Annotated in this window: 22 protein-coding genes; 13 read left to right on the top strand and 9 right to left on the bottom strand. The window is 66.1% G+C overall.

Translation table 11 applies throughout. From position 1 onward, the window contains the following. Positions 1 to 360: 360 nt before the first annotated feature. Genes A4R44_RS21020 through A4R44_RS21010 form a run of 3 tightly spaced genes read right to left on the bottom strand, consistent with a single transcriptional unit; the run spans position 361 to position 3,169 of the window. Positions 361 to 852, bottom strand: coding sequence for a glutathione peroxidase (locus A4R44_RS21020; protein WP_067583541.1), 492 nt, complete (start codon positions 850 to 852; stop codon positions 361 to 363). 17 nt (positions 853 to 869) lie between these two features. Then, a complete protein-coding gene (locus A4R44_RS21015) occupies positions 870 to 2,399 on the bottom strand; it encodes a glycoside hydrolase family 57 protein (RefSeq protein ID WP_067583267.1) in 1,530 nt (509 codons plus the stop codon). Next, positions 2,396 to 3,169 (bottom strand): class I SAM-dependent methyltransferase, encoded by a 774-nt coding sequence (locus A4R44_RS21010; RefSeq protein ID WP_067583265.1) that lies wholly within the window; start codon positions 3,167 to 3,169, stop codon positions 2,396 to 2,398. Before A4R44_RS21010 ends, A4R44_RS21015 begins: the two co-directional genes overlap by 4 nt. A gap of 53 nt (positions 3,170 to 3,222) precedes the next feature. On the opposite strand from A4R44_RS21010, the gene A4R44_RS21005 reads away from it, so the two are divergent. Then, positions 3,223 to 3,654, top strand: a complete 432-nt coding sequence (locus tag A4R44_RS21005) for a hypothetical protein (RefSeq protein WP_067583261.1) — start codon at positions 3,223 to 3,225, stop codon at positions 3,652 to 3,654. Here the strand turns inward: A4R44_RS21005 and A4R44_RS21000 are convergent. Beyond that, the gene (locus A4R44_RS21000) at positions 3,632 to 4,471 is read right to left on the bottom strand and encodes a DegV family protein (RefSeq protein ID WP_067583258.1); all 840 of its coding nucleotides are present in this window, start codon (positions 4,469 to 4,471) and stop codon (positions 3,632 to 3,634) included. The two genes, A4R44_RS21005 and A4R44_RS21000, sit on opposite strands and share 23 nt — an antisense overlap. A 243-nt stretch (positions 4,472 to 4,714) precedes the next feature. Between A4R44_RS21000 and A4R44_RS20995 the strand changes: the two genes are divergently transcribed. From A4R44_RS20995 to A4R44_RS20980, 4 genes are all read left to right on the top strand, one after another. Further along, positions 4,715 to 5,500 carry an electron transfer flavoprotein subunit beta/FixA family protein gene (locus A4R44_RS20995; protein WP_067583255.1) on the top strand — a complete coding sequence of 262 codons (786 nt, stop codon included), beginning with the start codon at positions 4,715 to 4,717 and terminating at the stop codon, positions 5,498 to 5,500. Between the two features lie 28 nt (positions 5,501 to 5,528). Continuing rightward, positions 5,529 to 6,488 carry an electron transfer flavoprotein subunit alpha/FixB family protein gene (locus tag A4R44_RS20990; protein ID WP_067583252.1) on the top strand — a complete coding sequence of 320 codons (960 nt, stop codon included), beginning with the start codon at positions 5,529 to 5,531 and terminating at the stop codon, positions 6,486 to 6,488. A 177-nt stretch (positions 6,489 to 6,665) separates the two neighbouring features. Continuing rightward, the gene (locus A4R44_RS20985) at positions 6,666 to 7,448 is read left to right on the top strand and encodes a GNAT family N-acetyltransferase (RefSeq protein ID WP_067583249.1); all 783 of its coding nucleotides are present in this window, start codon (positions 6,666 to 6,668) and stop codon (positions 7,446 to 7,448) included. Then, complete coding sequence (locus tag A4R44_RS20980) at positions 7,445 to 8,332, top strand: 1-acyl-sn-glycerol-3-phosphate acyltransferase (RefSeq protein WP_067583246.1); 888 nt, start codon at positions 7,445 to 7,447, stop codon at positions 8,330 to 8,332. The genes A4R44_RS20985 and A4R44_RS20980 overlap by 4 nt, the downstream gene beginning before the upstream one ends. 414 nt (positions 8,333 to 8,746) lie before the next feature. Here A4R44_RS20980 and A4R44_RS20975 read toward each other — a convergent pair whose 3' ends face one another. Continuing rightward, positions 8,747 to 9,652, bottom strand: coding sequence for an NADP-dependent oxidoreductase (locus tag A4R44_RS20975; protein WP_067583243.1), 906 nt, complete (start codon positions 9,650 to 9,652; stop codon positions 8,747 to 8,749). A 426-nt stretch (positions 9,653 to 10,078) separates the two neighbouring features. On the opposite strand from A4R44_RS20975, the gene A4R44_RS20970 reads away from it, so the two are divergent. The 3 genes from A4R44_RS20970 (at position 10,079) to mnmA (ending at position 13,803) form a co-directional block, all read left to right on the top strand. Beyond that, positions 10,079 to 11,443, top strand: a complete 1,365-nt coding sequence (locus A4R44_RS20970) for an MFS transporter (protein ID WP_067583240.1) — start codon at positions 10,079 to 10,081, stop codon at positions 11,441 to 11,443. 64 nt (positions 11,444 to 11,507) lie between these two features. Beyond that, positions 11,508 to 12,704: a cysteine desulfurase family protein gene (locus A4R44_RS20965; protein WP_067583237.1), complete on the top strand. Its 1,197-nt coding sequence runs from the start codon at positions 11,508 to 11,510 to the stop codon at positions 12,702 to 12,704. Between the two features lie 4 nt (positions 12,705 to 12,708). After that, positions 12,709 to 13,803 (top strand): tRNA 2-thiouridine(34) synthase MnmA, encoded by a 1,095-nt coding sequence (mnmA, locus tag A4R44_RS20960; protein ID WP_067583234.1) that lies wholly within the window; start codon positions 12,709 to 12,711, stop codon positions 13,801 to 13,803. Positions 13,804 to 13,808: 5 nt separating this feature from the next. On the opposite strand, the gene A4R44_RS20955 is transcribed toward mnmA, so the two are convergent. The 4 genes from A4R44_RS20955 to A4R44_RS20945 all read right to left on the bottom strand — a co-directional run bounded on the left by A4R44_RS20955 (position 13,809) and on the right by A4R44_RS20945 (position 17,703). Beyond that, positions 13,809 to 15,083, bottom strand: coding sequence for a DUF222 domain-containing protein (locus A4R44_RS20955; RefSeq protein ID WP_067583538.1), 1,275 nt, complete (start codon positions 15,081 to 15,083; stop codon positions 13,809 to 13,811). A 151-nt stretch (positions 15,084 to 15,234) separates the two neighbouring features. Continuing rightward, positions 15,235 to 15,678 carry an N-acetyltransferase family protein gene (locus A4R44_RS45960; RefSeq protein ID WP_369805920.1) on the bottom strand — a complete coding sequence of 148 codons (444 nt, stop codon included), beginning with the start codon at positions 15,676 to 15,678 and terminating at the stop codon, positions 15,235 to 15,237. 52 nt (positions 15,679 to 15,730) lie between these two features. After that, positions 15,731 to 16,774 (bottom strand): MBL fold metallo-hydrolase, encoded by a 1,044-nt coding sequence (locus A4R44_RS20950; protein ID WP_067583233.1) that lies wholly within the window; start codon positions 16,772 to 16,774, stop codon positions 15,731 to 15,733. A 113-nt stretch (positions 16,775 to 16,887) separates the two neighbouring features. Further along, positions 16,888 to 17,703: a hypothetical protein gene (locus A4R44_RS20945; protein ID WP_232791699.1), complete on the bottom strand. Its 816-nt coding sequence runs from the start codon at positions 17,701 to 17,703 to the stop codon at positions 16,888 to 16,890. Between the two features lie 20 nt (positions 17,704 to 17,723). On the opposite strand from A4R44_RS20945, the gene A4R44_RS20940 reads away from it, so the two are divergent. The 5 genes from A4R44_RS20940 to A4R44_RS20920 all read left to right on the top strand — a co-directional run bounded on the left by A4R44_RS20940 (position 17,724) and on the right by A4R44_RS20920 (position 22,921). Next, positions 17,724 to 18,758: a methionine synthase gene (locus tag A4R44_RS20940; protein WP_067583227.1), complete on the top strand. Its 1,035-nt coding sequence runs from the start codon at positions 17,724 to 17,726 to the stop codon at positions 18,756 to 18,758. Between the two features lie 72 nt (positions 18,759 to 18,830). Next, positions 18,831 to 19,541: a hypothetical protein gene (locus tag A4R44_RS20935; protein ID WP_067583224.1), complete on the top strand. Its 711-nt coding sequence runs from the start codon at positions 18,831 to 18,833 to the stop codon at positions 19,539 to 19,541. An 11-nt stretch (positions 19,542 to 19,552) separates the two neighbouring features. Then, positions 19,553 to 21,712 (top strand): NAD-dependent DNA ligase LigA, encoded by a 2,160-nt coding sequence (gene ligA / locus A4R44_RS20930; protein WP_067583221.1) that lies wholly within the window; start codon positions 19,553 to 19,555, stop codon positions 21,710 to 21,712. Continuing rightward, positions 21,705 to 22,199, top strand: a complete 495-nt coding sequence (locus tag A4R44_RS20925) for a GNAT family N-acetyltransferase (RefSeq protein ID WP_067583218.1) — start codon at positions 21,705 to 21,707, stop codon at positions 22,197 to 22,199. Before ligA ends, A4R44_RS20925 begins: the two co-directional genes overlap by 8 nt. Positions 22,200 to 22,519: 320 nt before the next feature. Next, positions 22,520 to 22,921, top strand: coding sequence for a PASTA domain-containing protein (locus tag A4R44_RS20920; protein WP_067583215.1), 402 nt, complete (start codon positions 22,520 to 22,522; stop codon positions 22,919 to 22,921). The last annotated feature ends 195 nt before the right edge of the window (positions 22,922 to 23,116 follow it).

Below are 23,116 nucleotides of genomic sequence, written 5' to 3'. Positions count from 1 at the left end.
GCGTCACCGTCTACGGTGCCGTGTCGACCTTGGCGTCGAACCAGCCTTTGGACGGCGACGGCATCCTCGGCCGTGGCACCGGGCTGACGTTGTGGTGCGCGGTGACGTCCGCTGATGGCGACTCACGTCATTGGTCGACAGCTGTCGATAAGAGGCGACAACGCCGCGGACAAGACGACGCAGGGAACAAGCAGAGGTGATGAACGCTGGACCTTTCGCCACTGAACGGCAACGGCAGCGACCAATGATCAGGGCTATCTCCGTGGGAAGCCAGCCGTCTCTGCGTTCACCGGCATTTGCCGTAAAACGGCAAATGCTCTCCGGCCGCGGTAAACGCTGGCCGGAGAGCAGGACCGTAGCTCAAGCAGGCAGTGCCGCTTCGATCGCCGCGACGATCGCCTCGTCTTCAGGCTCCGTGCGCGGCCGGAAGCGGCCGAGCACCTTGCCGTCCGGGCTGATCAGGAACTTCTCGAAGTTCCACTGCACGTCACCGGCTTCGCCATCCGCGTCAGGAGTTTCCGTGATGCTCGCGTAGAGCGGATGACGGCTTTCGCCGTTGACGTCGATCTTCTCGAAGAGGGGGAACGACACGCCGTACGTGGTGGAGCAGAACGTCTGGATCTCCTCCGCCGTGCCTGGCTCCTGACCGGCGAACTGGTTGCAGGGGAACCCGACGACCGAGAAGCCCTTGTCGCCGTAGCGTTCTTGCAGGCGTTCCAGGCCGGTGTACTGCGGCGTCAACCCGCACTTCGACGCCACGTTCACCACGAGCAGCGTCTTGCCGGCCAGCGGTCCGCCGAGGGAGGCGTCTTCGCCGGCAAGGGTCTTGAGGGGCAGGTCGCGGATTCCCATGGAATTCCCTTCGATCGTCATGTGCGAGGACGCCGCAGGGCGCGCGCGTCCAGATGTCCGAACGGGCCGTCGGCCCGGCGGTATTCCTCGGCCAGGGTGAGCGCGCGAGCGCGATCCCCGCTGCGCAGCAACCCCGCCAGGGCATCGAATCGTTCGGTGTGCACACGGGCCCGCCGGCGGGCGTAGTCGGCGGCGGAGTCTTTGGTGACCATAAACGCCCAGTCGCTGGACAGCGCCATCATCGCCTCAGCGACGGCTTGATCGGCAACGGCGTCGCGAGTGGTCTCATCTTGCTTATCGACCAGGTCGAGCAGGCGGGCCTGCAGGGCAGTGTTGTCCTGCACCATGTCTGCGACCTGCTCGCCGTCCCATACTCGCCAGTCCTTGCCGGAACCCCATGAGGACGCGGGCAGCTGGACCGGTTCGCCTAGATGACCAGCGTCGAGCGCGCCGCGCAATGTGGTCACCCGGACGCCGGCTTCGGGCAGCGCGCGCAGGATTCCTTCGAGCCACGCTGGGCCTTCGTGCCACCAGTGTCCGAAGAGTTCCGTGTCGTATGCCGCAACCACAAGCGACTCGCGGCCGTGTTGCTCGCGGAGGGCTCTCAGCCGCGCGACGACAGTTTCGACGAAATCCTTGACGTGCGAACCTAATACGTCCGCGGCAAGCGCAGGTTCGTATGGAGATTTGTCTTGTGGTTCAACGGTTTTTCCGGTGACCCGCGATGCCTTCAGTCCGACTTCATGCGCCCAGGTGTGGAAATCCCGGTACGCCGCATGGCCTGGATAACCTGCTTTCGGCGACCAAACCCGGTAGGTGACTTCGAGATCGCGGCCGAAGCAGACGACGTCGGAGTCTCCGACGGGATGTGCGGCTGAAGTGTCACCATGGAGTGAAGGGCCATCGACAAGGAAGCGTCGCACACCGGCATCGTGATAATCTTGTTCCATTCCCGGTGCATAACCACATTCAGGTGCCCAAATACCTTCTTGCACGCGGCCAATACGCAGCGCGGTGTCCTCGAGTCCGGCCTGGAGGGCGAATCGTCGCACTCGCTGGTCCAGCAGTGGCTGGAACGGATGTGCCAGCGGTCCGCCGAGCAGTTCGATCGTGTCACTGTCCACAAGCGACCGAAGGATCGGCGAGAAACCGTGTCGCCAGCGCGTCTCCAGCTCCTCGGTGGCGTGCATCGCGGCCTGGTGCTCCGCGGCGGCTAGGTCGCGCAGCAACGGATCGCCGTGCCAGAGCGTCGATGCGTGCTGCGTGCGCAGTTGCCAGTGGCCGATCCAGTCGTGGCAGGCGCGGATAGCGTACGGATCGTCGAGCTGCGCGGCGAGAACTGGCGTCATGCCGAGTGTCAGTACGTCGTGTCGACCTTCTGCGGCGAATCGGCGCAGCAGGTCGACGACCGGCAGATACGAATGCGTCCACGCCTGGTACAGCCACTCCTCGCCGACCGGCCAGCTGCCGTGGTGCGACAGCCACGGCAGGTGGCTGTGCAAGACGAGGCAGAACGTGCCTTCGTGCGCGGGATTCCGGGCGCTCACGGGCGCACCGCCACGGCCACCAGGTCGAGGCTTGCGTCAAGGTCGTCGCTGTGGACGGCGAAGTCGTCGGCCCGGATCGCTGCGACGTCTGCGAGGAGTTCGGCGGGCCAGGTGGCCTGTCCGGGGAGCGAGCCCATGACGACGTCCAGTTGGGCGTCGATGATCGAGCCGCCGTAGCGGTTTTCCACGGTGCGCAGGGATTCTGCATGATGCAGCCCGTTCAGTGCCGCCACGGTGAACCCGGCTGCGCGCAGCAATTCGTCCATTTCGGACGGTGCCAGTTCGCGCGTGTGGAACGGATTGAGCGGGGTGTCGCTGTCCGGCGTGAAAGTGAGCCGGTTTGGGGTCGTGACCAGCAGTTTCCCGCCCGGGCGCAGGACGCGGAAGCATTCGGCGAGGAAACCGTCCTGGTCCCAGAGGTGCTCGATCACCTGGAAGTTCGCCACCACGTCGACAGCGCCGTCCTGCAACGGGAGGTATGCCAGGTTGGCTCGCGCGACCGCGACACTTGGGTACCGGCGTGCGACGTGCTCGGTGGTCGGTACGTCGTAGTCCAGTGCGAGCACTCGCCGGGCATGCTGGACGATAAGCCCGGCACCATAGCCCTCACCGCAGCCGGCTTCGAGCACAGTCGCGTCGGCGCAGTGGGGGAGGAGGGCGAGGTACGCGGCTTCATGGCGGCGGAACCAGTAATTTTCCTCGGGGATGCCGGGGACGGTCCGTTCGCCGGTGAGGTGCAGTGCCTCGGCCCGGGTGGCTGCGTTGGTCACCTGCGCGACCCTAGCGCCTGTCACGTTTCGCGCAGCGGTCTCGTTCCAGCGGTATGCAACGGACGATCACGCGCATCCTCCTGATCCTGCTCGGTCTCTACACCCTGGTGCAGGGGCTGTGGCCGCTGCTCGACCCGATGGGGTTTTACCAGGACTTTCCCGGTTTCCGGCACGGCTGGGTCTCCATGGACGGGCCCTACAACGAGCATTTCATCATCGATTTCGGCGGACTCAGCCTGGCGCTCGGCGCGATGCTGGTGGGCGCTGCCGTGATGGGCACCACAACTGTTGCGAGGCTGGTGGCGATCGCGGCGTTGCTGTTCGCCGTCCCGCACCTCATCTACCACGCGGGTCACGTGGGGCACTACCCGCAGCTCGACCAGGTGCTCATCATCGGCGGGCTGGCGGTGACGGTCCTGCTGCCGCTCGTGGTGCTTTTGGTCCCGGGACGGCGAATCGAGGTCAGTTCGACGGCGATACCGTGATGCTGAGCGCACCTGGGCCGACGTGAGCTCCGATCACGGTGCTCGCGTCGCCCACCACGATCTCGCCCGCGCCTGGCACACGCTCCCGCAACCGCCGGACGATCTCGTTCTCGTCGGAGCCGAATCGGGTTACCGCGAGGTCCACCGGCTGGTCGCCAGCCGCCTTCACGGCCAGGTCGACGAGCCGGTTCATCGCTCGTTTGGTGCCGGGAACGCGGGCGAGCGGGCTCACTTCTCCATTGCGGACGGTGAGCAGCGGCTTGATCGCGAACGCACTTCCGAGCATCGACTGGGCGGCACCGATCCGTCCTGATCGCCGCAAGTATTCGAGCGTGTCGACATAGATCAGTTCGGTCGAACTGCGCACTCGCCGTTCCGCGGCGTCCAGGACCCGCTCGAGCTGTCCGCCGGCCCCGGCGACCCGGGCGGCGGACACCGCTGCGTAGCCGAGACTCATGCTCGCCGTCCCGCTGTCGAGGATGTGCACGGGGATCCGGACCTGCTGGGCGGCTTCGCGGGCGGCTTCGACGGTCTGTGAAAGCCGTCCGGAGATGTGCAGGCTCACGATGGCGGACGCGCCGGCGGAGGCCGCGTCCTGGTAGCTCCAGAAAAACGCGCCCGGATCGGGCGGCGAGGTCGTGACGGCGGCGCCGGATTTCATCGTCTGGATGAGTTCGCTCCGGTCGAAGCGGTGCTCGTCGTCCGTCTGGTCGCCGACGTGCAGCTGGACCTGGACGACATTGATTCGCCACTGGGCGGCGAGGTGCTCGGGCAGGCACGAGGTCGAGTCGGTGACTACGGCGATGTGCGCGGACATGGTGCCGGAGCGTAACCCCTAACGGCCTACTGCGAGTAAGTGACCGTTGCTCCGATCGGGCGAGCGGCTCGCTGGACGGGCTAACCAGGCAACTACTAGGACGATAGTCCCATTAGATTGCTCATCCAGGTGAATGCCGTCACCTCGAGGGGTCCGGCCGCGGAATTGCCCCTAATCTACCGCTCAGTAGAGCACTGTCCCGCGGCCGAGAGCCGGCCCCAACCGGGAGGTCGAAGAAGACCCATGACGAACATCGTTGTCCTGGTCAAGCAGGTACCGGACACCTACTCGGAGCGGAAGCTCTCCGGTTCCGACAACACCCTTGACCGCGAATCCGCCGACGCCGTGCTCGACGAGATCAACGAGAAGGCCGTCGAAGAGGCCCTCAAGATCAAGGAAGCCGGAGAGGGCGAGGTCACCGTAATCTCGGTCGGCCCGGACCGCGCGACCGACGCGATCCGCAAGGCGCTCTCCATGGGTGCCGACAAGGCCATCCACGTGTCCGACGAGGCGCTGCACGGCTCCGATGCGGTCGCCACCGCGAAGGTCATCGCCGCCGCCGTCGGCAAGGTCGAGGGCTTCGACCTGATCCTGGCCGGCAACGAGGCGTCCGACGGCCGCGGTGCCGCTGTGCCCGCGATCCTGGCCGAGCTGCTCGGCGTCCCGCAGCTGACCTACGTGCGTCAGCTGACCGTCGAGGGCTCCGCAGTGAAGGCTGACCGCGAGACCGAAGACGGGATCACCCACCTTGAGGCGAACCTGCCGGCGCTGGTGAGCGTGAGCGAGAAGATCAACGAGCCGCGCTACCCGTCGTTCAAGGGCATCATGGCCGCGAAGAAGAAGCCGGTCGAGACGCTGACCATCGCCGACCTGGGCATCGACGCGGGCGAGGTCGGCCTCGCCAACGCGTGGTCGACTGTCGTCGAGGCCTCGCCGAAGCCGCCGCGCACCGCGGGCGAGAAGGTCGAGGACGAGGGCGACGGCGGCTCGAAGGTCGCTGAGTACCTGGTCGCGCAGAAGCTCATCTGAGACACGGTTTCGAGGAGGATTCCGGAAAATGGCTGAAGTACTCGTCCTCGTCGACCACGTCGACGGTGATGTCAAGAAGGTCACGCTGGAGCTGCTGACCGCTGCGCGCGCCCTCGGCGAGCCCTCCGCTGTGGTGGTGGGCCCGACTGGCACTGCGGCGAAGGCCAAGGAAGCGCTCGCCGGTCACGGCGCGGCGAAGGTGTATGTCGCCGAGGGCGACGACGCCGCCGGTTACCTGGTGACGCCGAAGGTCGACGTGCTCGCGAAGCTCGCCGAGCAGGTCTCCCCGGCGGCGGTGCTCGTCGCCGCCAGCGCCGAGGGCAAGGAGGTGGCCGCGCGGGTCGCGCTGCGGCTGGGCTCCGGTCTGCTTTACGATGCGGTCGGGGTCAACGCCGACGGCACTGTGGACCAGTCCATCTTCGGTGGCGCGTTCTCCGTCAAGGCCAAGGCTGCCAAGGGCGCGCCGGTCGTGTCGGTGCGTCCGGGCGCGGTCGAGGCGGAGGCTGCCGATGGCGCGGCCGCCGAGGAGACCGTCGAGATCCCAGCTCAGGACCCGGCGAAGTCCGCCAAGATCACCGGCATCGAGCCGGTCGTCGGCGGCGACCGTCCGGAGTTGACCGAGGCGTCGATCGTCGTGTCCGGCGGCCGCGGTGTCGGTTCGGCGGAGAAGTTCGACGTCGTCGAGAAGCTGGCCGACTCGCTCGGCGCGGCTGTCGGCGCGTCCCGTGCCGCCGTCGACTCCGGCTACTACCCGGCGCAGTTCCAGGTCGGCCAGACCGGCAAGACGGTGTCGCCGCAGCTGTACATCGCGCTCGGCATCTCCGGCGCGATCCAGCACCGCGCCGGCATGCAGACGTCGAAGACGATCATCGCGATCAACAAGGACGCCGAGGCCCCGATCTTCGAGATCGCCGACTTCGGCGTGGTGGGCGACCTGTTCAACGTCGCGCCGCAGCTGACCGACGCTGTCGACAAGCGCAAGGGCTGACGTTTTTCTTTCGCCCGGAAGGCCGCCGCGTGCTCGTCACGCGGCGGCCTTCCGCGTTCTCCGGGGGCTTCTCGGTTGCCTGAGAGGAACCTGAGAACCCGCAATTAACTCAACGTGCACTGACCGGTCATCGATTGGCACTCTCCGAGGCCGCTTACCGGCAGGTACACCTTGACCATGACGTCGTCACAGCTCCTCGTCAGTACTGATCAGGCGGGTGCCGACCTTCCCGCAGGCGCGCCGCGGTATTCGCTTCTGGTCGCCAATGGGAACGATGAAGTGCTCGCCGCACAGAAACTGCGATACCGGGTTTTCGCCGAGGAGATGGGGGCGGAACTGCATTCCCCGGAGCCCGGCCGGGACGTCGACTACTTCGACGAATTCTGCGACCACCTCGTTGTCCGCGACGACAACACCGGAGAGATCGTCGGCTGCTACCGCATGCTCCCGCCGGAGCGCGCCGCACAGGCCGGAAAGCTCTATTCCGACAGCGAATTCGACCTGACGACGCTCGCCGCGCTGCGATCGTCCTTGGTCGAGACCGGACGATCCTGCGTCCACCCCGACCACCGCAGCGGCGCCGTCGTGAGCCTGGTGTGGGCCGGGATCGCGCGCTACATGCTCCTTTCCGGACATCGCTACCTTGCCGGCTGTGCTTCGGTCCCGATCAACGACGGCGGCAGCTACGCCGCGGGCGTGTGGGATGTCCTGCGCACCAAGCATCACGCCGACGACTCGCTGCTCGTCTCGCCATTGAACCCTTGGGAGCCGGGCGCGATCGCGCGTCCAGACCGGGCCATGCTTCCGCCGCTGATCAGAGGTTACGTGCGGCTTGGTGCCAAAGTGTGCGGCCCGCCGGCCCTCGACGCTGACTTCGGGGTCGCGGACTTCTTCGTCCTTCTTGATCTGCAGCAGGTCGACGAGCGGTACTTGAAGTTCTTCCTCGGGGCGCAAGGATGAGTCACGCATGGATGCCGACGTCGCCCTGCGGTGACGGTTGTCTCACTGAAGGCGCGCCGACGGTCGGCTTGCCCCGACGGATTTTGCGTTTCACTGCGGCGGTTTCCGTGGTCTTCGCGGCGCTGCTGATCGCGCCGGCGCTGCTGGTGATTCGCGGCCAGAGCCGGGAACGCTTGGTGCGCCGGATCTTCCGGGCAGTGCTGAGGGCGTTCGGGGTGGGGATGTCCGTGGTGGGCGGTGCGGACTTCCTAGCTGCCCCAGCGGGTCGCGGTGCGCTCGTGGTGAACAACCACATCTCGTGGCTGGACATCATCGCCATCAACGCGCTGCGCCCGATGCGCGCCCTCGCGAAGATCGAGATCGCCTCCTGGCCAGTCCTGGGGACGCTCGTGCGCCGCGGCGGCAGCATTTTCCTGGACCGCAACCGTCTGCGCGCGTTGCCGGACACCATGTCCGAACTTGCCGACAGCCTCCGCGCCGGTGCGCTCGTCAACGTGACTCCCGAAGGCACCACCTGGTGCGGGCTGGCCTCCGGCCGCTTTACGACCGCCACCTTCCAAGCCGCGATCGACGGAGGAGTTCCGGTCCGGCCGATCGCCCTCCGCTACCGCCTCGCCGATGGCCGCGAAACCAGCCAGCCGGCGTTCATCGGGCCGGAGTCGCTCATCGCGTCCCTGCGCCGGGTCGCCGCGCTGCGCGGTCTGGTCCTGGAAGTGCGCGTATGCCCGGAGATCGCCCCGGGCCGCGCCGAAGACCGCCGTTCGCTGGCCGCTCTTGCCGAGGCAGCTGTCCACTCGGCCCTCGGCACAGTCCGCATCCCGCCACAGCGTCGCCGCCGGGTTCTGGTCGGCCGTCCTGTGTCTTCCCAGCCGGTCGCGCACTGACGAAAACCCTGGTCACGGGCCCGCGGAGGGGAGTTGCCGTTTTTTGGCGACACTTCTCTGCGGGTCTCCAACCCGGCCGGTTGTCCTTTCGGCTGACTGCGACCGGGCCTATTCGCCGCTCAACGGCGACAGCCACCCGACTCGCCTCGCCGCCGGATGACGACGGCTCCTCCGGCTTGTCGCAGGTAACCGCCGCCCCGTCATCTGCCTCACGGCGACGAATCACTTGCGTCGGCGCGCCTAGTTTCCGCGACCCACATTTGTCGCCGCTGAGTGGCCACAGTCGCTCACCCTCGGAGCGTCCGCCCACGGTCCTCAGCCTTTTTGCCCCTGAGCGGCAACGGCCACTTTCCGCAGACCGGCAACACCAACCTGCCGAGCCGACCCGTCGTCGAGCCTAGCCGACTATCGCGGTCAGGAAATGGCAAGAGTCAGCTTCCCGCCAGGGTGCCCGTTCCGGCTCTCCTCCTGCGCGGCTGCTGCTTCCTCCAAGGGGAATGTCTTCCCCTGCGCAATCCGCAGCCCATTGTGTACATACCCGAGAATCTCGTTCAGCACCTCTGGTGTCTGCCCGTCCTGACCGCCAGACGAGAACGGCAGTCCGAGTTCGAAAGCCGCACCGTCGGCAATGGTCACGATACGATCTTTCGACCCTCGCAACTCGATCGATTCCGGTAAAACGCCATGGCCGGACGCGTCGAACACCGCGTCGACCGGCCGGTCCGCCACCTCACGGACCCGCTCCAGCCACCCATCGCCGTAACGCACCGGAATCACGCCCAGCGCTTTCACCTCATCGAGATTGTGCTGTCCAGCCGTTCCGATCACCGTCGCGCCCAATGCGACCGCGATCTGTGCCGCGAAACGACCGACAGCGCCACTCGCTCCGTGGACAACCAACAGTTCGCCAGCTTTGACGTCGAGCAGCCGCAACACGCGCAACGCGGTTTCGCCAGCAACCGGCAATGCCGCCGCGTCATCCCAGGAGAGGTCAGCAGGCTTGCGAACGATCGCACCGCCGAGCGCGAACTCCGCATACCCGCCGGTGGCCGACCAGCCGAACACCTCATCGCCGACGCCGAATTCGGCGCCGTCGCCCACCGCGTCGACCACTCCGGCGATCTCCAGGCCCGGAATCTGCGGAGCTTCGAGTCCGGCACCGCCAGCCATCGCCCCCGAACGAATCTTCCAGTCGATCGGGTTGATCCCCGCGCGCCTGACCGCGACCCGAACCTGCCCCGGGCCAGGCTCAGGTGTCGGAACCTCCTTCAGCTGCAGCACTTCGGGCCCGCCGTACTCGGCGAAAGTGATGGTTCGCATCTCGGTTCGCACTCTCCTTCGGTCGTCGTACCTCCTACTTAAAGCCCACCGGCATCCGGCGCATTCCGACCCGCACGCTCGATTCGCCAGCCAACGGCAAAACCTGGACCCTGTCGCGCTCGACCACCAGGCCTGTCCCAGCGTAGAGACACAGACAGTGCCGCCCATAGCCGCAAGAGAGCCCGACCCATTGGTCCAGACGGCCGCTACGACGTCGCCAGCTACGCGGCGTCATCGACTTCCAGTGCCGAGGGCCGCTCGCTTGGCCTGCCGTGGCATTCACGGGCTTTCGCCGATCCCATGTGAGCCGTAGAACGTCAGACTTGAAGCCCCGAATTCCGCCCTGATGCGATGCGTCCCGCTGTTCACCTGAATACCCGCAGGCGGCTTGACCTCCAGAGCGCTGGAGGGTGCAAGCTCGCGATCATGAGCGAGATCGTCGAAGCGCAGCCTCGAAAAAGCGTTCTCTGGAGTCGCGAACACCGCCTTGTCACCGTCGGGTTGTTGCTTGTGGTCACGCTGGTGGCCTTTGAAAACATGGGCGTTGCCACCGCGATGCCGACGCTGGTCGCCGAGCTTCACGGCCTTGCGCTCTACTCGTGGCCGTTCACGACGTTCCTGGTGGCGAGCGTCGTCGCTACCGTTTTGTCCGGACGACTGGGCGACCGTCGAGGCCCAGCGCCAGCACTCTTGGTGGGGCCGGCTGTGTTCGCCGCAGGACTCACTGTCGCGGGCATCGCAACGACGATGCCGATGCTCCTGGTTGGCCGAGCGCTGCAGGGCTTCGGCTCGGGATTTCTGCTGGTGTCCGTCTCACTGCTGATCGCCCTGACGTTCACTGACCGCGAACGCCCCATCATCTACGCGGCCAACGCGGCTGCTTGGGTCCTCCCGGCGGTCATTGGCCCATCCGTCGCCGGCGTGGTGACCGTGACCGCGGGCTGGCGATGGGTCTTCCTCGGACTGCTTCCGCTGGTCGGGATCGGAATCGCTCTCCTCTGCAAGATCACTCGCCGCTTGCCCGCCCACGTGCCCCTGCCAGCCGGACGTCGCGCGGGCGTCATCGCCGCCGTTGTCGCTGCGCTCGGTGTCGCTGCCCTGAGTTGGGCTGCGCAACACCCGTCGCCTGCCGCGATCGCATACGGAATCTCGGGTCTTGTCGCGCTAGCCGTCGCACTGCGCAAGCTCCTGCCTGCCGGAACGATGACCTCTCGTCCCGGATTGCCCACGGTAGTTGCCTCCCGAGCCCTGGTCGCCGGCGCATATGCGGGCATGGAGGCGTATCTCCCGCTGACCATGACCGCTGTTCACGGCTACAGCCCTGCGCTCGCTGGCCTGCCGCTGACCATCACCGCTCTCGGCTGGTCCGCCGCGTCTGCCCTCCAAGGCCGGTTCCTCGACTGGTCCCGCGAGGCATCGCTGCGCACTGGCTTCGCGCTCGTCGCGGTCGGCCTGGTCGGCTTCGGCTTTGTCGCCCAATCGTGGTTCCCGGCCTGGGTGGCCTTCGCCGTTTACGCGGTCGGCGGAGCCGGGATGGGAATCGCGATGCCGGCTATCTCGGTCCTCCTGCTGCGCTACTCCCCGGAGGGGGAGCGAGGATTCAACACCTCCGCAATGCAGCTCGCCGACTGGGTCGGATCAGCGCTGCTCATCGGGCTCGGCGGGGTCCTCCTGGCCGCCGTCGCGTCGGCCGCTCAGCCTTCTGCCGCGATGGGATTGCTCAGTATCGCCCTCGTCCTGCTGGCTCTGCTCGGCGTCCAACTCACGAGCAGGTGGCCGAAACAGGTGTGACGCGCCACTCCGCGGCCCGGGGCGAGCTTCGTCACAGGCCGCATCGGTCTACCCTGATAGAGCGATGACCTATCTCGATCATGCGGCAACGACTCCGATGCTGCCCGAAGCCATTGCGGCGATGACTGAGGCTTTGTCCACCGTGGGCAACGCCTCTGCGTTGCATTCTTCGGGCCGTCGAGCTCGGCGGGCCGTCGAGGAAGCGCGCGAAGTGATCGCTGCGGCTCTGGGCGCGCGGCCGTCGGAGGTTATCTTCACCGGCGGTGGTACGGAGAGTGACAATCTCGCGGTCAAGGGCATTTTCTGGGCTCGGCACGGCGAGGACTCGGCTCGGCGTCGCATCCTTTGCAGCACGGTCGAGCATCACGCGGTCCTCGACACTGTCGAGTGGCTGGAGCAGCACTCCGACGCCGAGATCACCTGGCTCGAAGTCGACGACCAGGGCCGGGTCTCGCCGGAAACGCTCCGCGCGGCGATTGAGTCGGCACCGGAGACTGTCGCCCTGGCAACAGTGATGTGGGCGAACAACGAGGTCGGCACTGCCAATCCGGTCGCCGCCCTCGCCGAGGTCTGCAACGAATACGCGATCCCCCTGCACACTGACGCCGTCCAGGCGGTCGGAGCAGTTCCCGTCGACTTCACCGCTTCCGGCACAGCCGCACTCACGCTGACCGGCCACAAGCTTGGCGGCCCGTACGGCGTCGGTGCGCTTCTTCTCGACAGGGATACCTCATGCGTCCCTGTTCTCCACGGTGGTGGTCAGGAACGCAGTGTTCGCTCGGGCACTCTCGATGTCCCGGCGATTGCTGGCTTCGCCGCTGCTGTGCAAGCGGCGATCGGCGGCCGAGCGGAGTACGCGGACCGAGTTGAGAAGCTGCGCGATGAACTCGTTGCCGCGGTCCTGCGGGAGGTTCCGGACGCGATTCTCAATGGTCGCGACGGCGAGCGTTTGCCGAGCCATGCTCACTTCACTTTCCCCGGCTGCGCCGGCGACAGCCTGCTGATGCTCTTGGACGCCAAGGGCATCGAGTGCTCCACCGGCTCGGCATGCACCGCGGGTGTCGCCCAGCCAAGTCACGTCCTCCTGGCAATGGGGGCAGACGCTGCCGCGGCTCGCGGTTCGCTCCGATTCTCGCTTGGTCACACGTCGACCCTCGACGACGTGCACACGCTGGCCCGCGAGATCGGTGGCGTCGTCACCCGTGCCCGACAGGCCGGCCTCGCCGGCATGCGCAAGCAAACGCAGAAGCAAGAGGTGTAAAGCAATGCGCGTATTGGCCGCAATGAGCGGAGGAGTCGACTCGGCCGTCGCCGCCGCGCGTGCAGTGGACGCCGGCCACGACGTCGTCGGAGTGCACTTGGCGCTTTCAGCTCAACCTGGCACGCTGCGGACAGGTTCCCGCGGTTGCTGCACCATCGAAGATTCGCACGACGCCCGCCGGGCTGCCGACATCCTTGGTATCCCGTTCTACATCTGGGATTTCGCGGAGCGCTTCACTGAAGAAGTCGTTGAGACGTTTGTCGGCGAATACGCCGTCGGCCGCACGCCGAACCCATGCGTGACTTGCAACGAGAAGATCAAGTTCGAGGCGCTGCTTGAGAAGGCGCTCGCTCTTGGCTTCGACGCTGTTGCGACCGGCCACTATGCGCGCGTGGCGACCGTTGACGGCGAGTTGGAACTTCGCCGGAGCGCGGACGAAGGCAAGGACCAGTCGTACGTACTGGCTTCACTACAGCCAGCGCAGCTGCGTCACGCGATGTTTCCGCTGGGCGGCTCCTGGAAGTCGGACGTGCGTGCCGAGGCGGAGCAGCGCGGGCTTTCCGTCGCGCGGAAGCCGGACAGCCACGATATCTGCTTCATCCCGGATGGGGACACCAAAAATTTCTTGGAGAAGCGGCTCGGCGAACGTCCCGGCGAACTCGTCGACGCAGAGACAGGTGCGGTGCTTGGGCATCACACTGGCGTGCACGGATTCACCGTGGGCCAGAGGAAGGGCCTCGGCATCGATGCGCCGGCTGCTGACGGGCGACCGAGGTATGTCCTTTCGCTCGAACCTGTTTCGGGCACGGTGAAGGTCGGGTCGTCAGCAGACCTCGGTGTCCAGGCCATCGACGCGGACCGGGCGATCTGGCCGAGCGGACGAGCATTGGACGGACCGACCGAATGCACCGTCCAGGTTCGCGCGCACGGAGGCATCGCCGATGCGGTCGCCGAAGCGGACGAAGACGGGCGAGTCGTCATCCAACTGCGGGAACCGCTGCGCGGTGTGGCACCTGGCCAGGTCGTTGTCCTTTATCGGCAAGACGACCAGGCCGGTGACCTCGTCCTCGGGAGTGCCAAGATCTCTGGCACGCGCTGATCTCCCTATGCGCCTAGGCGTTCCTCCTCAGATTGTTCCGGCGTGGGCTGTGGATCGTGTAGTGGCGGAGGCGTGCTCTCAGCTGTCTCGCCTGTCGGCGTCGTGACGATCAGCTTCCCGTCCTGCAGGACCTCGTAGCTCCAGTCGGCTCGATTCTTGAGACGGCGGTGGCGTAGGCAATAGCTCAACGTCGAGTCTGTGTCCGCGGAATCAGGACCGGTCGGTTCCGTGAGGCAGTTCTGTGCGGGTCGCGGGCAGCCGGGCTGTCGGCACTCACGGTCGCGGATCCGTACGAACTCTTCGACATCGATGTTCGGCCGATACCGGAACTTGCCGACCTCGATCACTTGCCCGGTCAGCGGATCAGTGATGACCCGACGGACGATCGTGTCGGGACCCGTCGCGATGTGGCGCGCGAGTTCGGCGGGGATATGACCGTGGCCAGCCAGCTCAGCGGGATTGTCGTTGAGGCCTAGATATGTCTTCAGATCGACATAGAGGTACACCTCGGTCTGCTCTGGAACGCCGCCCTTGCCGCTGAGCAGCAGATCGATCGCGACGTCAGCGCGTAACTGGTCGAGGGTTCGCTTCTCGTCGCCTGTCTTGAGCGACCGGGCGATCTTGTCGACGCGGAGGTAGGCTGCTGCCGCTTTGTCAGTCGAGGCGTTGTCGACGGAGAACCGCGAGATCCCTTCGCTCTGGTGCTGCAGGATGATACGACGCTCAGCTTTCCGCTGAGCCAGTCGGTTCATCGCACCATCCGGGTCGATTTTCGTTGCGGCGTAAGCGGTCGCCTTGCGGACTTGGGTCGGGTTCTTGTCCTCCAGCCGGTGTTCGAGCAGGTAGTCGACCATCCGGGCATGGCGATCGGACAGCTGGCTGGTGCCGTCGGTGACTTTCATCGCGCGATAGAGGTCGAACTTGCCCTGGTCCATCAGCCGGAAGGTTCGAGGCAGACGTTGGGCCAGGGCCTCCGCGGCGGCGATCATCGCTCCGGCTCGGGTATCGGTGATATGCAAGGCAATCGCGAACTCGCACGCCAGCTCGTGCGGGTCTGATCTTCGTCTTCGCATGCCCGCCATGCAATGCAGCTGCAACGCCTGCAAGCGGGCGATCTGACGGTTCGCGTCCTTTACTGCCGCCATCAGCTGGTCTGGCTGCAAGCGATCGAAAAGGCTGAGGTTCGCGTGCATGGTGCGGAGCAGGAAGGCGAGGTCCGCGGTTTCGGTGGTGTCGTTGGTCTGATCGGCGTGATCCGCCGGCGTGGTCGACTTGCTCATGATCGTCACGATACGCATTGATTCGAGCACAGTCAGCTAAATTGCACGAAGGGACCCCTCGTGCAATCGCTTGGCTTCTGCGTGGCAACTCTGGCACGGTGAAAGCGGGGCCATCGAGCGTTCGGACGGTTGAAGCTGCGGGAGGGAGTGATCAGAGATGCAGCTTGAAACCCGTGTGACTCGCGACGAAGCCCAATCGTTCGTAGAAGCGGTGCGCTGCCTTCCTCGTTGTATCCGAGGTGAGCTGGACCAGGTTGCAGCCGCGTCGTCGCGATTCGTCGACGGCCCACTGCACGAGTTGTGCGCCCATGCCTGAGCCGCGGTGATCACGGTGTACACGCACGGCTTCGATTTGCCCGCGAAGTGCTCCACGCCGTGCGAGACCGGGGATGATCGTCAGCTGAAGTGTGGCTACCGGTCGGTCGTTCGACGTTGCTACGACCAGTAACTGATTTGGGTCTGCAGCAATGGTTTTGAACGCTTGCAGGTAGGGCTCCAGATCGGCTGGCGAGTCGCGGGTCGCTCCCAGTTGGTCGTCCGCAAGCATCTGGACGATTGCTTCGACATCGTCGGCTCGAGCTCGTCTCACGGTGATAGGAGGCACGGCGGATCAGTATTCCACTGAGTGTGTGCTGGATGGTCGGCAGCTACGTGGTCTTGTAACGGCGAATGCCGTCGACGTCTTCGGCCGCGAGCTTGTTCTGTGAGACCAGCAGATCCAGGTGTGCGCCGGTCTCCAAGACGGCGAGCATCTGATTGAAGGCGTCCATTTCGGACAGCTTGCGGCCGCGGCGAGTCCAGCCGAGGCGGTTGGCAGCTTCGAAAGCAGTGCTCGCTCCGGCTTCGATCTGAGCCGCCATTGTTTCGAGACGTTGCCGGTGGTGTTCGAGAAGTTCGTCGATGCGGGCATGCACGCTGTCGGTGACTGGGCCGTGAGCCGGCAACATGCGCCGGTCCGGCATGCCTCGAACCAGGCGGAGGGAGTCGAGATAGTCGTTCAGCGGCAACTCAGCCGGAACCGGCTGGAAACCGATCGACGGAGTGATGTGAGGGAGCACGTGGTCACCGGAGAACAACAGGTTGGCTGCGCCGTCGACGAACACCACATGTCCGTTGGTGTGTCCTGGGGTGTGGACCACGTCGAATTCGCGGTCGGGCAGCACTGCTCGCCGGCCGGGCGTCAGCCATTCGTCCGGCTCTTCCCAAAGATTCGCCTCGGGGTGGCGAGGTTCCGACCCGAACAGCTTGCTGAGTGCGGTGATGACCTCTTGGCCGTCGCTGAGGCGAAGGAGGTCGAGCTGGGCTTGCATGGGGAACTGGTTCGGGTTGGCGCTCGCGTCGAGCGAAGGCTGTTCGAGCTTGCCGAGAGCGATCCGGTTGCCGAACTCGCGCCGAAGTGCGACTGCTTGTGTGTAGTGGTCACGATGGACGTGGGTGATGAGGAACTCGCGGACATCGCCGAGTTCGGCGTCGATCGCCTTGAGCGCGTCGGCCAGTAACTGGCGAGATTCGGTGAGGGCCCACCCCGAGTCGACGAGCACGAGGTTCGTACCGTCGGTGACGGCGTAGACGTTGACTGCACGCAGGGCGTCGTTCGGCAGCGGCAAGGGGATCCGGTAGACGCCCGCGGCCACTTCGTAGACCCCGGGATCGGCCCAGTTCGAGTTACTGCCTTCGGGCAACGGCTCCACGGCGACCTCCGTCCAGGCGGGACCTCGGCGTCCCGGACTTTTCTTACATTGGGCCCCATTCCGGTCGCTGTCCACCTGGCTGGGCTGAGACACCGGTCACGTGGTCAGCCGGGTTACGCGGTGAGCGCGATGTCGATAGTCAACGTTGTCGCGACGAGCATGCTGGCCAGCGGCTCGGGGACCTGCTGCGGGATCTCTGCGAGACAGGCGTTGCCGCTGATCGGCGAAAGCTCCGGCGACGGAATTCCGACTTGGGCGACCTCGGTGCCGGCCGGGTCCTCGACCGTGACTTCGCAGCGTTGCCGGCCACTGGCGACGACAGTGGCGATCGTCTTGCCTTCGGCGCGAAGGGTGAAACGGACGCGGCCTGCGTCGGTCGGGATGATTTCCCCGATCGGTGTCCTGTCCGCGCGGGTGACTACGAAGTGGGCCGACGGGTCTTTCGAGGGTTTCTCGACCTTGAGGACAGTGCTCTGATTCGCGTCGCGGACCTCGAACCTGCGGCTGACGTACTGGTCGGATTTCCACAGATGCTGAATGACTCTGCGCGGAAAACTGGGCGTCGTGACGGCTACCCCGCCAATGCGGAGGCCATGGCGGTCGAACACGCCGTACTCCTGGCCGGCGGTGGTCGGCTCCGCCTCTCGGCTGACGTAAAGGACCGGCTCCGTGAAGAGGGTCCGCTCAAAGGAGCGGCCTGAAGCCCGGCGGCTCGGTGTTCCGGGCATGCTGCCCCGCCGCGGCTCCCGGGCGGATGCGTCGCCGGGTGTTTTGCCGGGCGGTGGCGGGGCGGAGCTGGTCATGACGATCCAGACTAACGCGGTGACCGCGAATTCGGTGCAGGCAAAGGGATATGCGGCGAATGTCCGGCTATTGCCGCGCGGCTGGGTGAAGCTTGTCCACAGGGGCGGTGCGGACGGCAGCCGCACGTTCCGCGACAATCCGGTCTGTGAGTGAACGACCTTGGCCCGCGGGCGCGGCGACGGGAATCGGGTCAATGCCGGGGACCGATTCCGTCGAGGCCGCCGCCGTGGTGTTCGGAGAGCTTCCCGGCTTCCCGTATGTGCCCGAATTGCCGGCTCGCGGCGTTGGTGCCGACCTGGTCGGCCGGACTGCGGCGTTGCTCGTGGACCTCGCGGTCGAGGTCGTGCCCAGCGGCTACCGCGTCGCCGGGCGGCCCGGTCACGACCATCGTCGTGGGCGTGACCTGCTCCAGTGGGACCTCGACGCCGTCCAAGCCGCCCGTGAGAACACTGGTGCGCCAGCCGTTCTCAAGACCCAGATCGCCGGGCCGTGGACGCTCGGCGCGGGGATCGAGCTTGCCCGCGGACATCGGGTGCTCACCGACCGCGGGGCGTTGCGGGACTTCACCGCGTCACTGCTCGACGGGCTTGCACAGCACGTCGCGGAGCTGAGCGCGAGGGCTGACGCACCGGTGGTGGTGCAGCTCGACGAGCCGTCGTTGCCTGCTGTTCTCGCTGGAAAACTGCCGACTCCGTCGGGATACGGCAATGTACCGGCGGTACCTGAGCCTGAGGTTCGGGAGCTGCTTGCGACGACGATTGAACGAATCGGCGCGATGACTGGGCAGCCCGTCATCGTCCACTGCTGCGCTCCGCGGCCGCCGATCGCGCTCTTCCGTGCCGCGGGTGCCGGGGCCATCGCGTTCGACGTCAGCATGCTCGCCGGGGCGTCCGCTGAACTTCTGGACGAGATCGGCGAGGCTTGGGACAGCGGTATCTCGTTCTTCCTGGGCCTCGTTCCGGCCACGGACCCGGTGACGGACCCGGGTCTGAAGGACCTGGCGTCGCCGGCGCTCAAGCTCGTGGACCGGCTGGGATTCAATCGTTCAATTCTGGCCGAGCGTGCTGTTCCGACGCCTGCGTGCGGTCTGGCCGGTGCCACGAACGAGTGGATGCGCCGTGCGCTCGCTCTTAGTCGCGACCTGGGCAAAGGGTTTGTGGAGCCGCCCGAGAACTGGTGATTTCACGGACGTGCTGCCGCTGTGACGCGTACCGTGGTTGGTGAAGAGAAACAACCGGGGGAATTCCGAATCATGCGTTTGTTCCGTCGTCGCCGCTCGGAAGCTGATACCGAGGCCGCGCCGCCAGATCCCCGTACGCCATGGCCTGAGCAGCAGGTGCCGTCCGACGCTGGCGCTGCGGCAACTGCGTTCTGGGAAGGGTGGTACGACCTCCTGCCCGAGGTCAGTGCTGCGCTGGGCGAAGGCGAGCCTCATCGCGTCGAGCACGACCTGTGCGTGCTGGTCGAGACACTGCACCCGCGGCTGCACTTCTCGCTCGAACGCGGCCGGGCCGCCATTTACGCGCTGGTCGTGAGCGGGCAGGAAGACCCGGAGCTGCGCCCGTACACCGACGCGTGGAAAGCGGCTGGACCGCCGGACGACGCGATCTGGGAGTACCACGATTCGGTGCCTCCGGTCCCGGACCCGACCGAGGTGACGGTGAACCTGGGCGAGCATCGGATCTCGCTGGCCGACGTCCGGGTCGTCGCGCAGGTGGACGATGGCGTGGTTGACGTCGCGGTCCATCATCCGGTGTTCGCGAAGCTGGACGAGGCTTCCCGCTCCACGATGACGTTCCTGCCGCTCGACGCGACGTTAGGCGAGCGCCTGGCCGCCGAGCGGCTTCGCCGGGTCGAGACCGCCGAGGCGATGCCGGAGAGCACGATCGATCTGCTGGAGTTCCGGGAGCTGGTCCGCGGACTGACCGAGCAACCGGACGAAAGTGTCGGTGCCTCCGGCTAGGCTCACCACCTGTGAGCAGCACCGACCTTCCCCAAGACCAGGTGGCCGTGGAGGCCGCCCAGGACGTGACCGACGTACCGGCCGACGTGCGCGAGCGGCACGGCGCGCTCGCCGAGGAGATCCGCGGCCATCAGTTCCGGTACTACGTGCTGGATTCGCCGATCGTCTCCGACGGCCAGTTCGACGCGCTCCTCGGCGACCTCCAGGAGATCGAGGACGAGTACCCGGCGCTGGTCACGCCGGATTCGCCGACCCAGAACGTCGGCGGCACGTTCTCCACCGAGTTCACCGCGCACGACCACCTCGAGCGCATGCTGAGCCTGGACAACGTGTTCGACACCGACGAGTTCCTCGCCTGGGTCGAACGGGTCGAGAAGGAAATCGGGTCCACGGAGTACCTGGCCGAGTTGAAGATCGACGGCCTGGCCATCAACCTGCTCTACGAAAACGGCAAGCTCACCAGAGGGCTTACCCGCGGCGACGGGCGTACGGGCGAGGACGTCACGCTCAACATCCGCACCCTTGACCAGGTACCGGACCAGCTCACCGGCACCGACGAGTTCCCGGTGCCGAAACTGGTCGAGGTGCGCGGCGAGGTCTACTTCCGGGTCGAGGACTTCCTTGAGCTGAACGCGAAGATGGTTGAAGCGGGCAAACCGCCGTACGCGAACCCCCGCAATACAGCTGCCGGTTCGCTGCGGCAGAAGGACCCGAAAATCACCAGGGAGCGCCGGCTGCGGCTGATCTGCCACGGTCTCGGCAAGCGCGACGGTTTCGAGCCGGTCACGCAGTCACATGCTTACGACGCGTTAGCGGCGTGGGGGTTGCCGGTATCGCCGCACACGCGAGTGTTGCGGACCGGCAAGGAACTCACCGATCACGTCGCCTACTGGGGTGAACATCGGCACGACGCCGAGCACGAGATCGACGGCGTGGTGATCAAGGTCGATCAGGTCGCTTTGCAGCGCCGGCTCGGCACCACGTCGCGTGCGCCGCGGTGGGCGATCGCGTACAAGTATCCGCCGGAAGAAGCAATCACCACGCTGCTCGACATCCAGGTCGGTGTCGGGCGCACAGGACGGGTCACGCCGTTCGCCGTAACCGAGCCGGTCAAAGTCGCGGGCTCGACGGTCGCGCGGGCGACGCTGCACAACCAAGAAGAGGTCAAGCGCAAGGGCGTGCTGATCGGCGATCGGATCGTGATCCGCAAGGCCGGCGACGTGATTCCCGAGGTGCTCGGCCCCGTCGTCGACGCGCGGACCGGCGACGAGCGCGAATTCGTGATGCCCACCGAATGCCCGGAATGCGGCACGGAACTCGCCTATCAAAAGGAAGGCGACAAGGACATCCGGTGCCCGAACACCCGGTTCTGTCCTGCGCAGCTGCGGGAACGGCTGTTCCACCTCGCCGGTCGCGGCGCGTTCGACATCGAGGTCCTCGGATACGAGGCGGCGGTCGCGCTGCTCGACGCCAGGGTGGTCGCCGACGAGGGCGACGTATTCGACCTCACTGAGGAGGCGCTCGCCGAGGTGGAGTTGTTCCGCACCAAGGCAGGCGACCTGTCGGCGAACGCGCGGAAGCTGTTGACGAACCTCGATACGGCGAAGGACCGTCCGCTGTGGAAGGTGATCGTCGCACTGTCGATCCGGCATGTCGGGCCGACCGCGGCGCAGGCGCTCGCGCGCGAATTCGGTTCGTTGCAAAGGATCGAGGACGCGAGCGAGGAGGAACTCGCGGACGTCGACGGCGTGGGGCCGACCATCGCACACGCCGTGCAGGAATGGTTCGAGGTCGGCTGGCACCGGGAAATCGTCGAAAAATGGCGACGGTCCGGGGTCCGGATGGAGGAAGAGCGTGATGAGTCCATCCCGCGGAATCTTGAGGGCCTGTCGATCGTGGTGACCGGTTCGCTCGGCGGGTTTTCCCGTGACGAAGCGAAGGAAGTCATCATGGCGCGCGGTGGCAAAGCCGCGGGATCGGTGTCGAAGAAGACGGCGTTCGTCGTGGTGGGCGATGCTCCGGGGGCGAAGTACGACAAGGCCGTGCAGTTGAAGGTGCCGGTGCTGGACGAGAACGGGTTCCGCGCCTTGCTGGAGCGCGGCCCGGAGGCGGCTGCGGAATTGGCGCTCGACACCGGTGCGGACGAGGAAGCTGTGGGCGGCGATGAGTGAGGTGGAGATCCGTCCGGCACGGCCGGAGGAGTTCGAGGCGCTCGGCGAGGTGACCGTCGAGGCTTACCGGATCGAGGGATTCTTCGACACGGACGCGGCATACGAGGCGAAACTTCGTGACGTGTCGGGACGAGCGGAGCACGCCGAACTGCTGGTCGCGGTCGGGCCGGACGGACAGGTCGTGGGGTCGGTCGCGATCGTTCAGCCGGGGAGCGAACTGTCCGAGATTTCCCAGCCAGGGGAGTTGGAGTTCCGCATGCTGGCGGTCGCGGAGGCGGCGCGTGGGCAAGGGGTCGGGGAGGCGCTCACCCAGGCGGTGCTGACCCGCGGCCGGGAACTCGGCGTCGACCGGGTCGTGCTGAGCAGCCTCGACGTGATGCGGAAGGCGCACCGGCTCTACGAGCGGATCGGGTTCCGGCGCTTGCCGGGGCGGGACTGGCATCCGCATCCGGGGGTCAACCTGATCGCCTACGAATACGGCTTCTGACTTCTCGTTCTCGCAGGTCAGGGACTTTTGCCAGTTTTTGGCGAAAGCGCTGGACGGGGTTCGCCGCCGGTTTTCGCCGTTGAGTGGCGACGGTTTGGCGAACCCGCCCCGGCTTTCGTCGGGTGTTGGTGAGTGCTTTGACCGTCGTGGCGGTGAGCGTCGGTCGGGCGGGAGTAGCCAGGCTGTCGCTGGCGGGCAGCCGCGCGCGGGCGCGTCTGTTTGGCGAGCTTCGATCGGGTACGGGTTGTAACGTGTAGATGTCTGGCTTCGACTCAAGCTGTCACGCGTGAAGTACCGACTCGTACCGAGGAAGCGTGATCATGGCGAAGTTCGTTCAAGCCGCCGTACCGGTCGTTGGCATCGCCGCGTTTCTTGCTGTTGCGTGCAACGCGGCACCGCAGCCTGGTGGCACCTCAACGACAGTCACGATCGAGACCGTGACCGCAACGGCAACCCAATCCGCGACGGCGACCATGAACGCGCCGGCCAGCGCTGCGCAGTCGGCGACGATCAAAGTCCCTGACGTGTCCGGGATGAACCATCAGGACGCGCAGGACGCCATGCAGGCGGCTGGGCTGTACAACTTGCGCGAGGTCGATTCGTCCGGGAAGAAGCGGATGATGGTCATCGACCGGAACTGGTGCCAGACCGGACAGGATCCCAAGCCTGGAACCGTGGTTTCTGCTGACACAGTTGTCACCCTCTACGCCGACAAGTGCTGATCGCCGCCGCTTGGCGCACCCAGGGGAATCGGTAGCCGTTGGCGGGCAACGTCACCTTCGGGAGGGAGATTGTCTGCACTTGAGGACAGTCGGCGGCGACTGAACTCAAGTGCAAAGAACGGCCGAGCCAGCCCTTGCATTGGTGCTGGCTGCGGCGTTCAGCGGGCTGATTAGCCGATCATCGGCAACCGAGAT

The organism is Amycolatopsis sp. M39, from assembly GCF_001651785.1.
GTDB lineage: Bacteria > Actinomycetota > Actinomycetes > Mycobacteriales > Pseudonocardiaceae > Amycolatopsis > Amycolatopsis rubida.
Note: the sequence above shows the minus strand (reverse complement) of the source record. Positions and strands in the feature narration are given on the sequence as shown.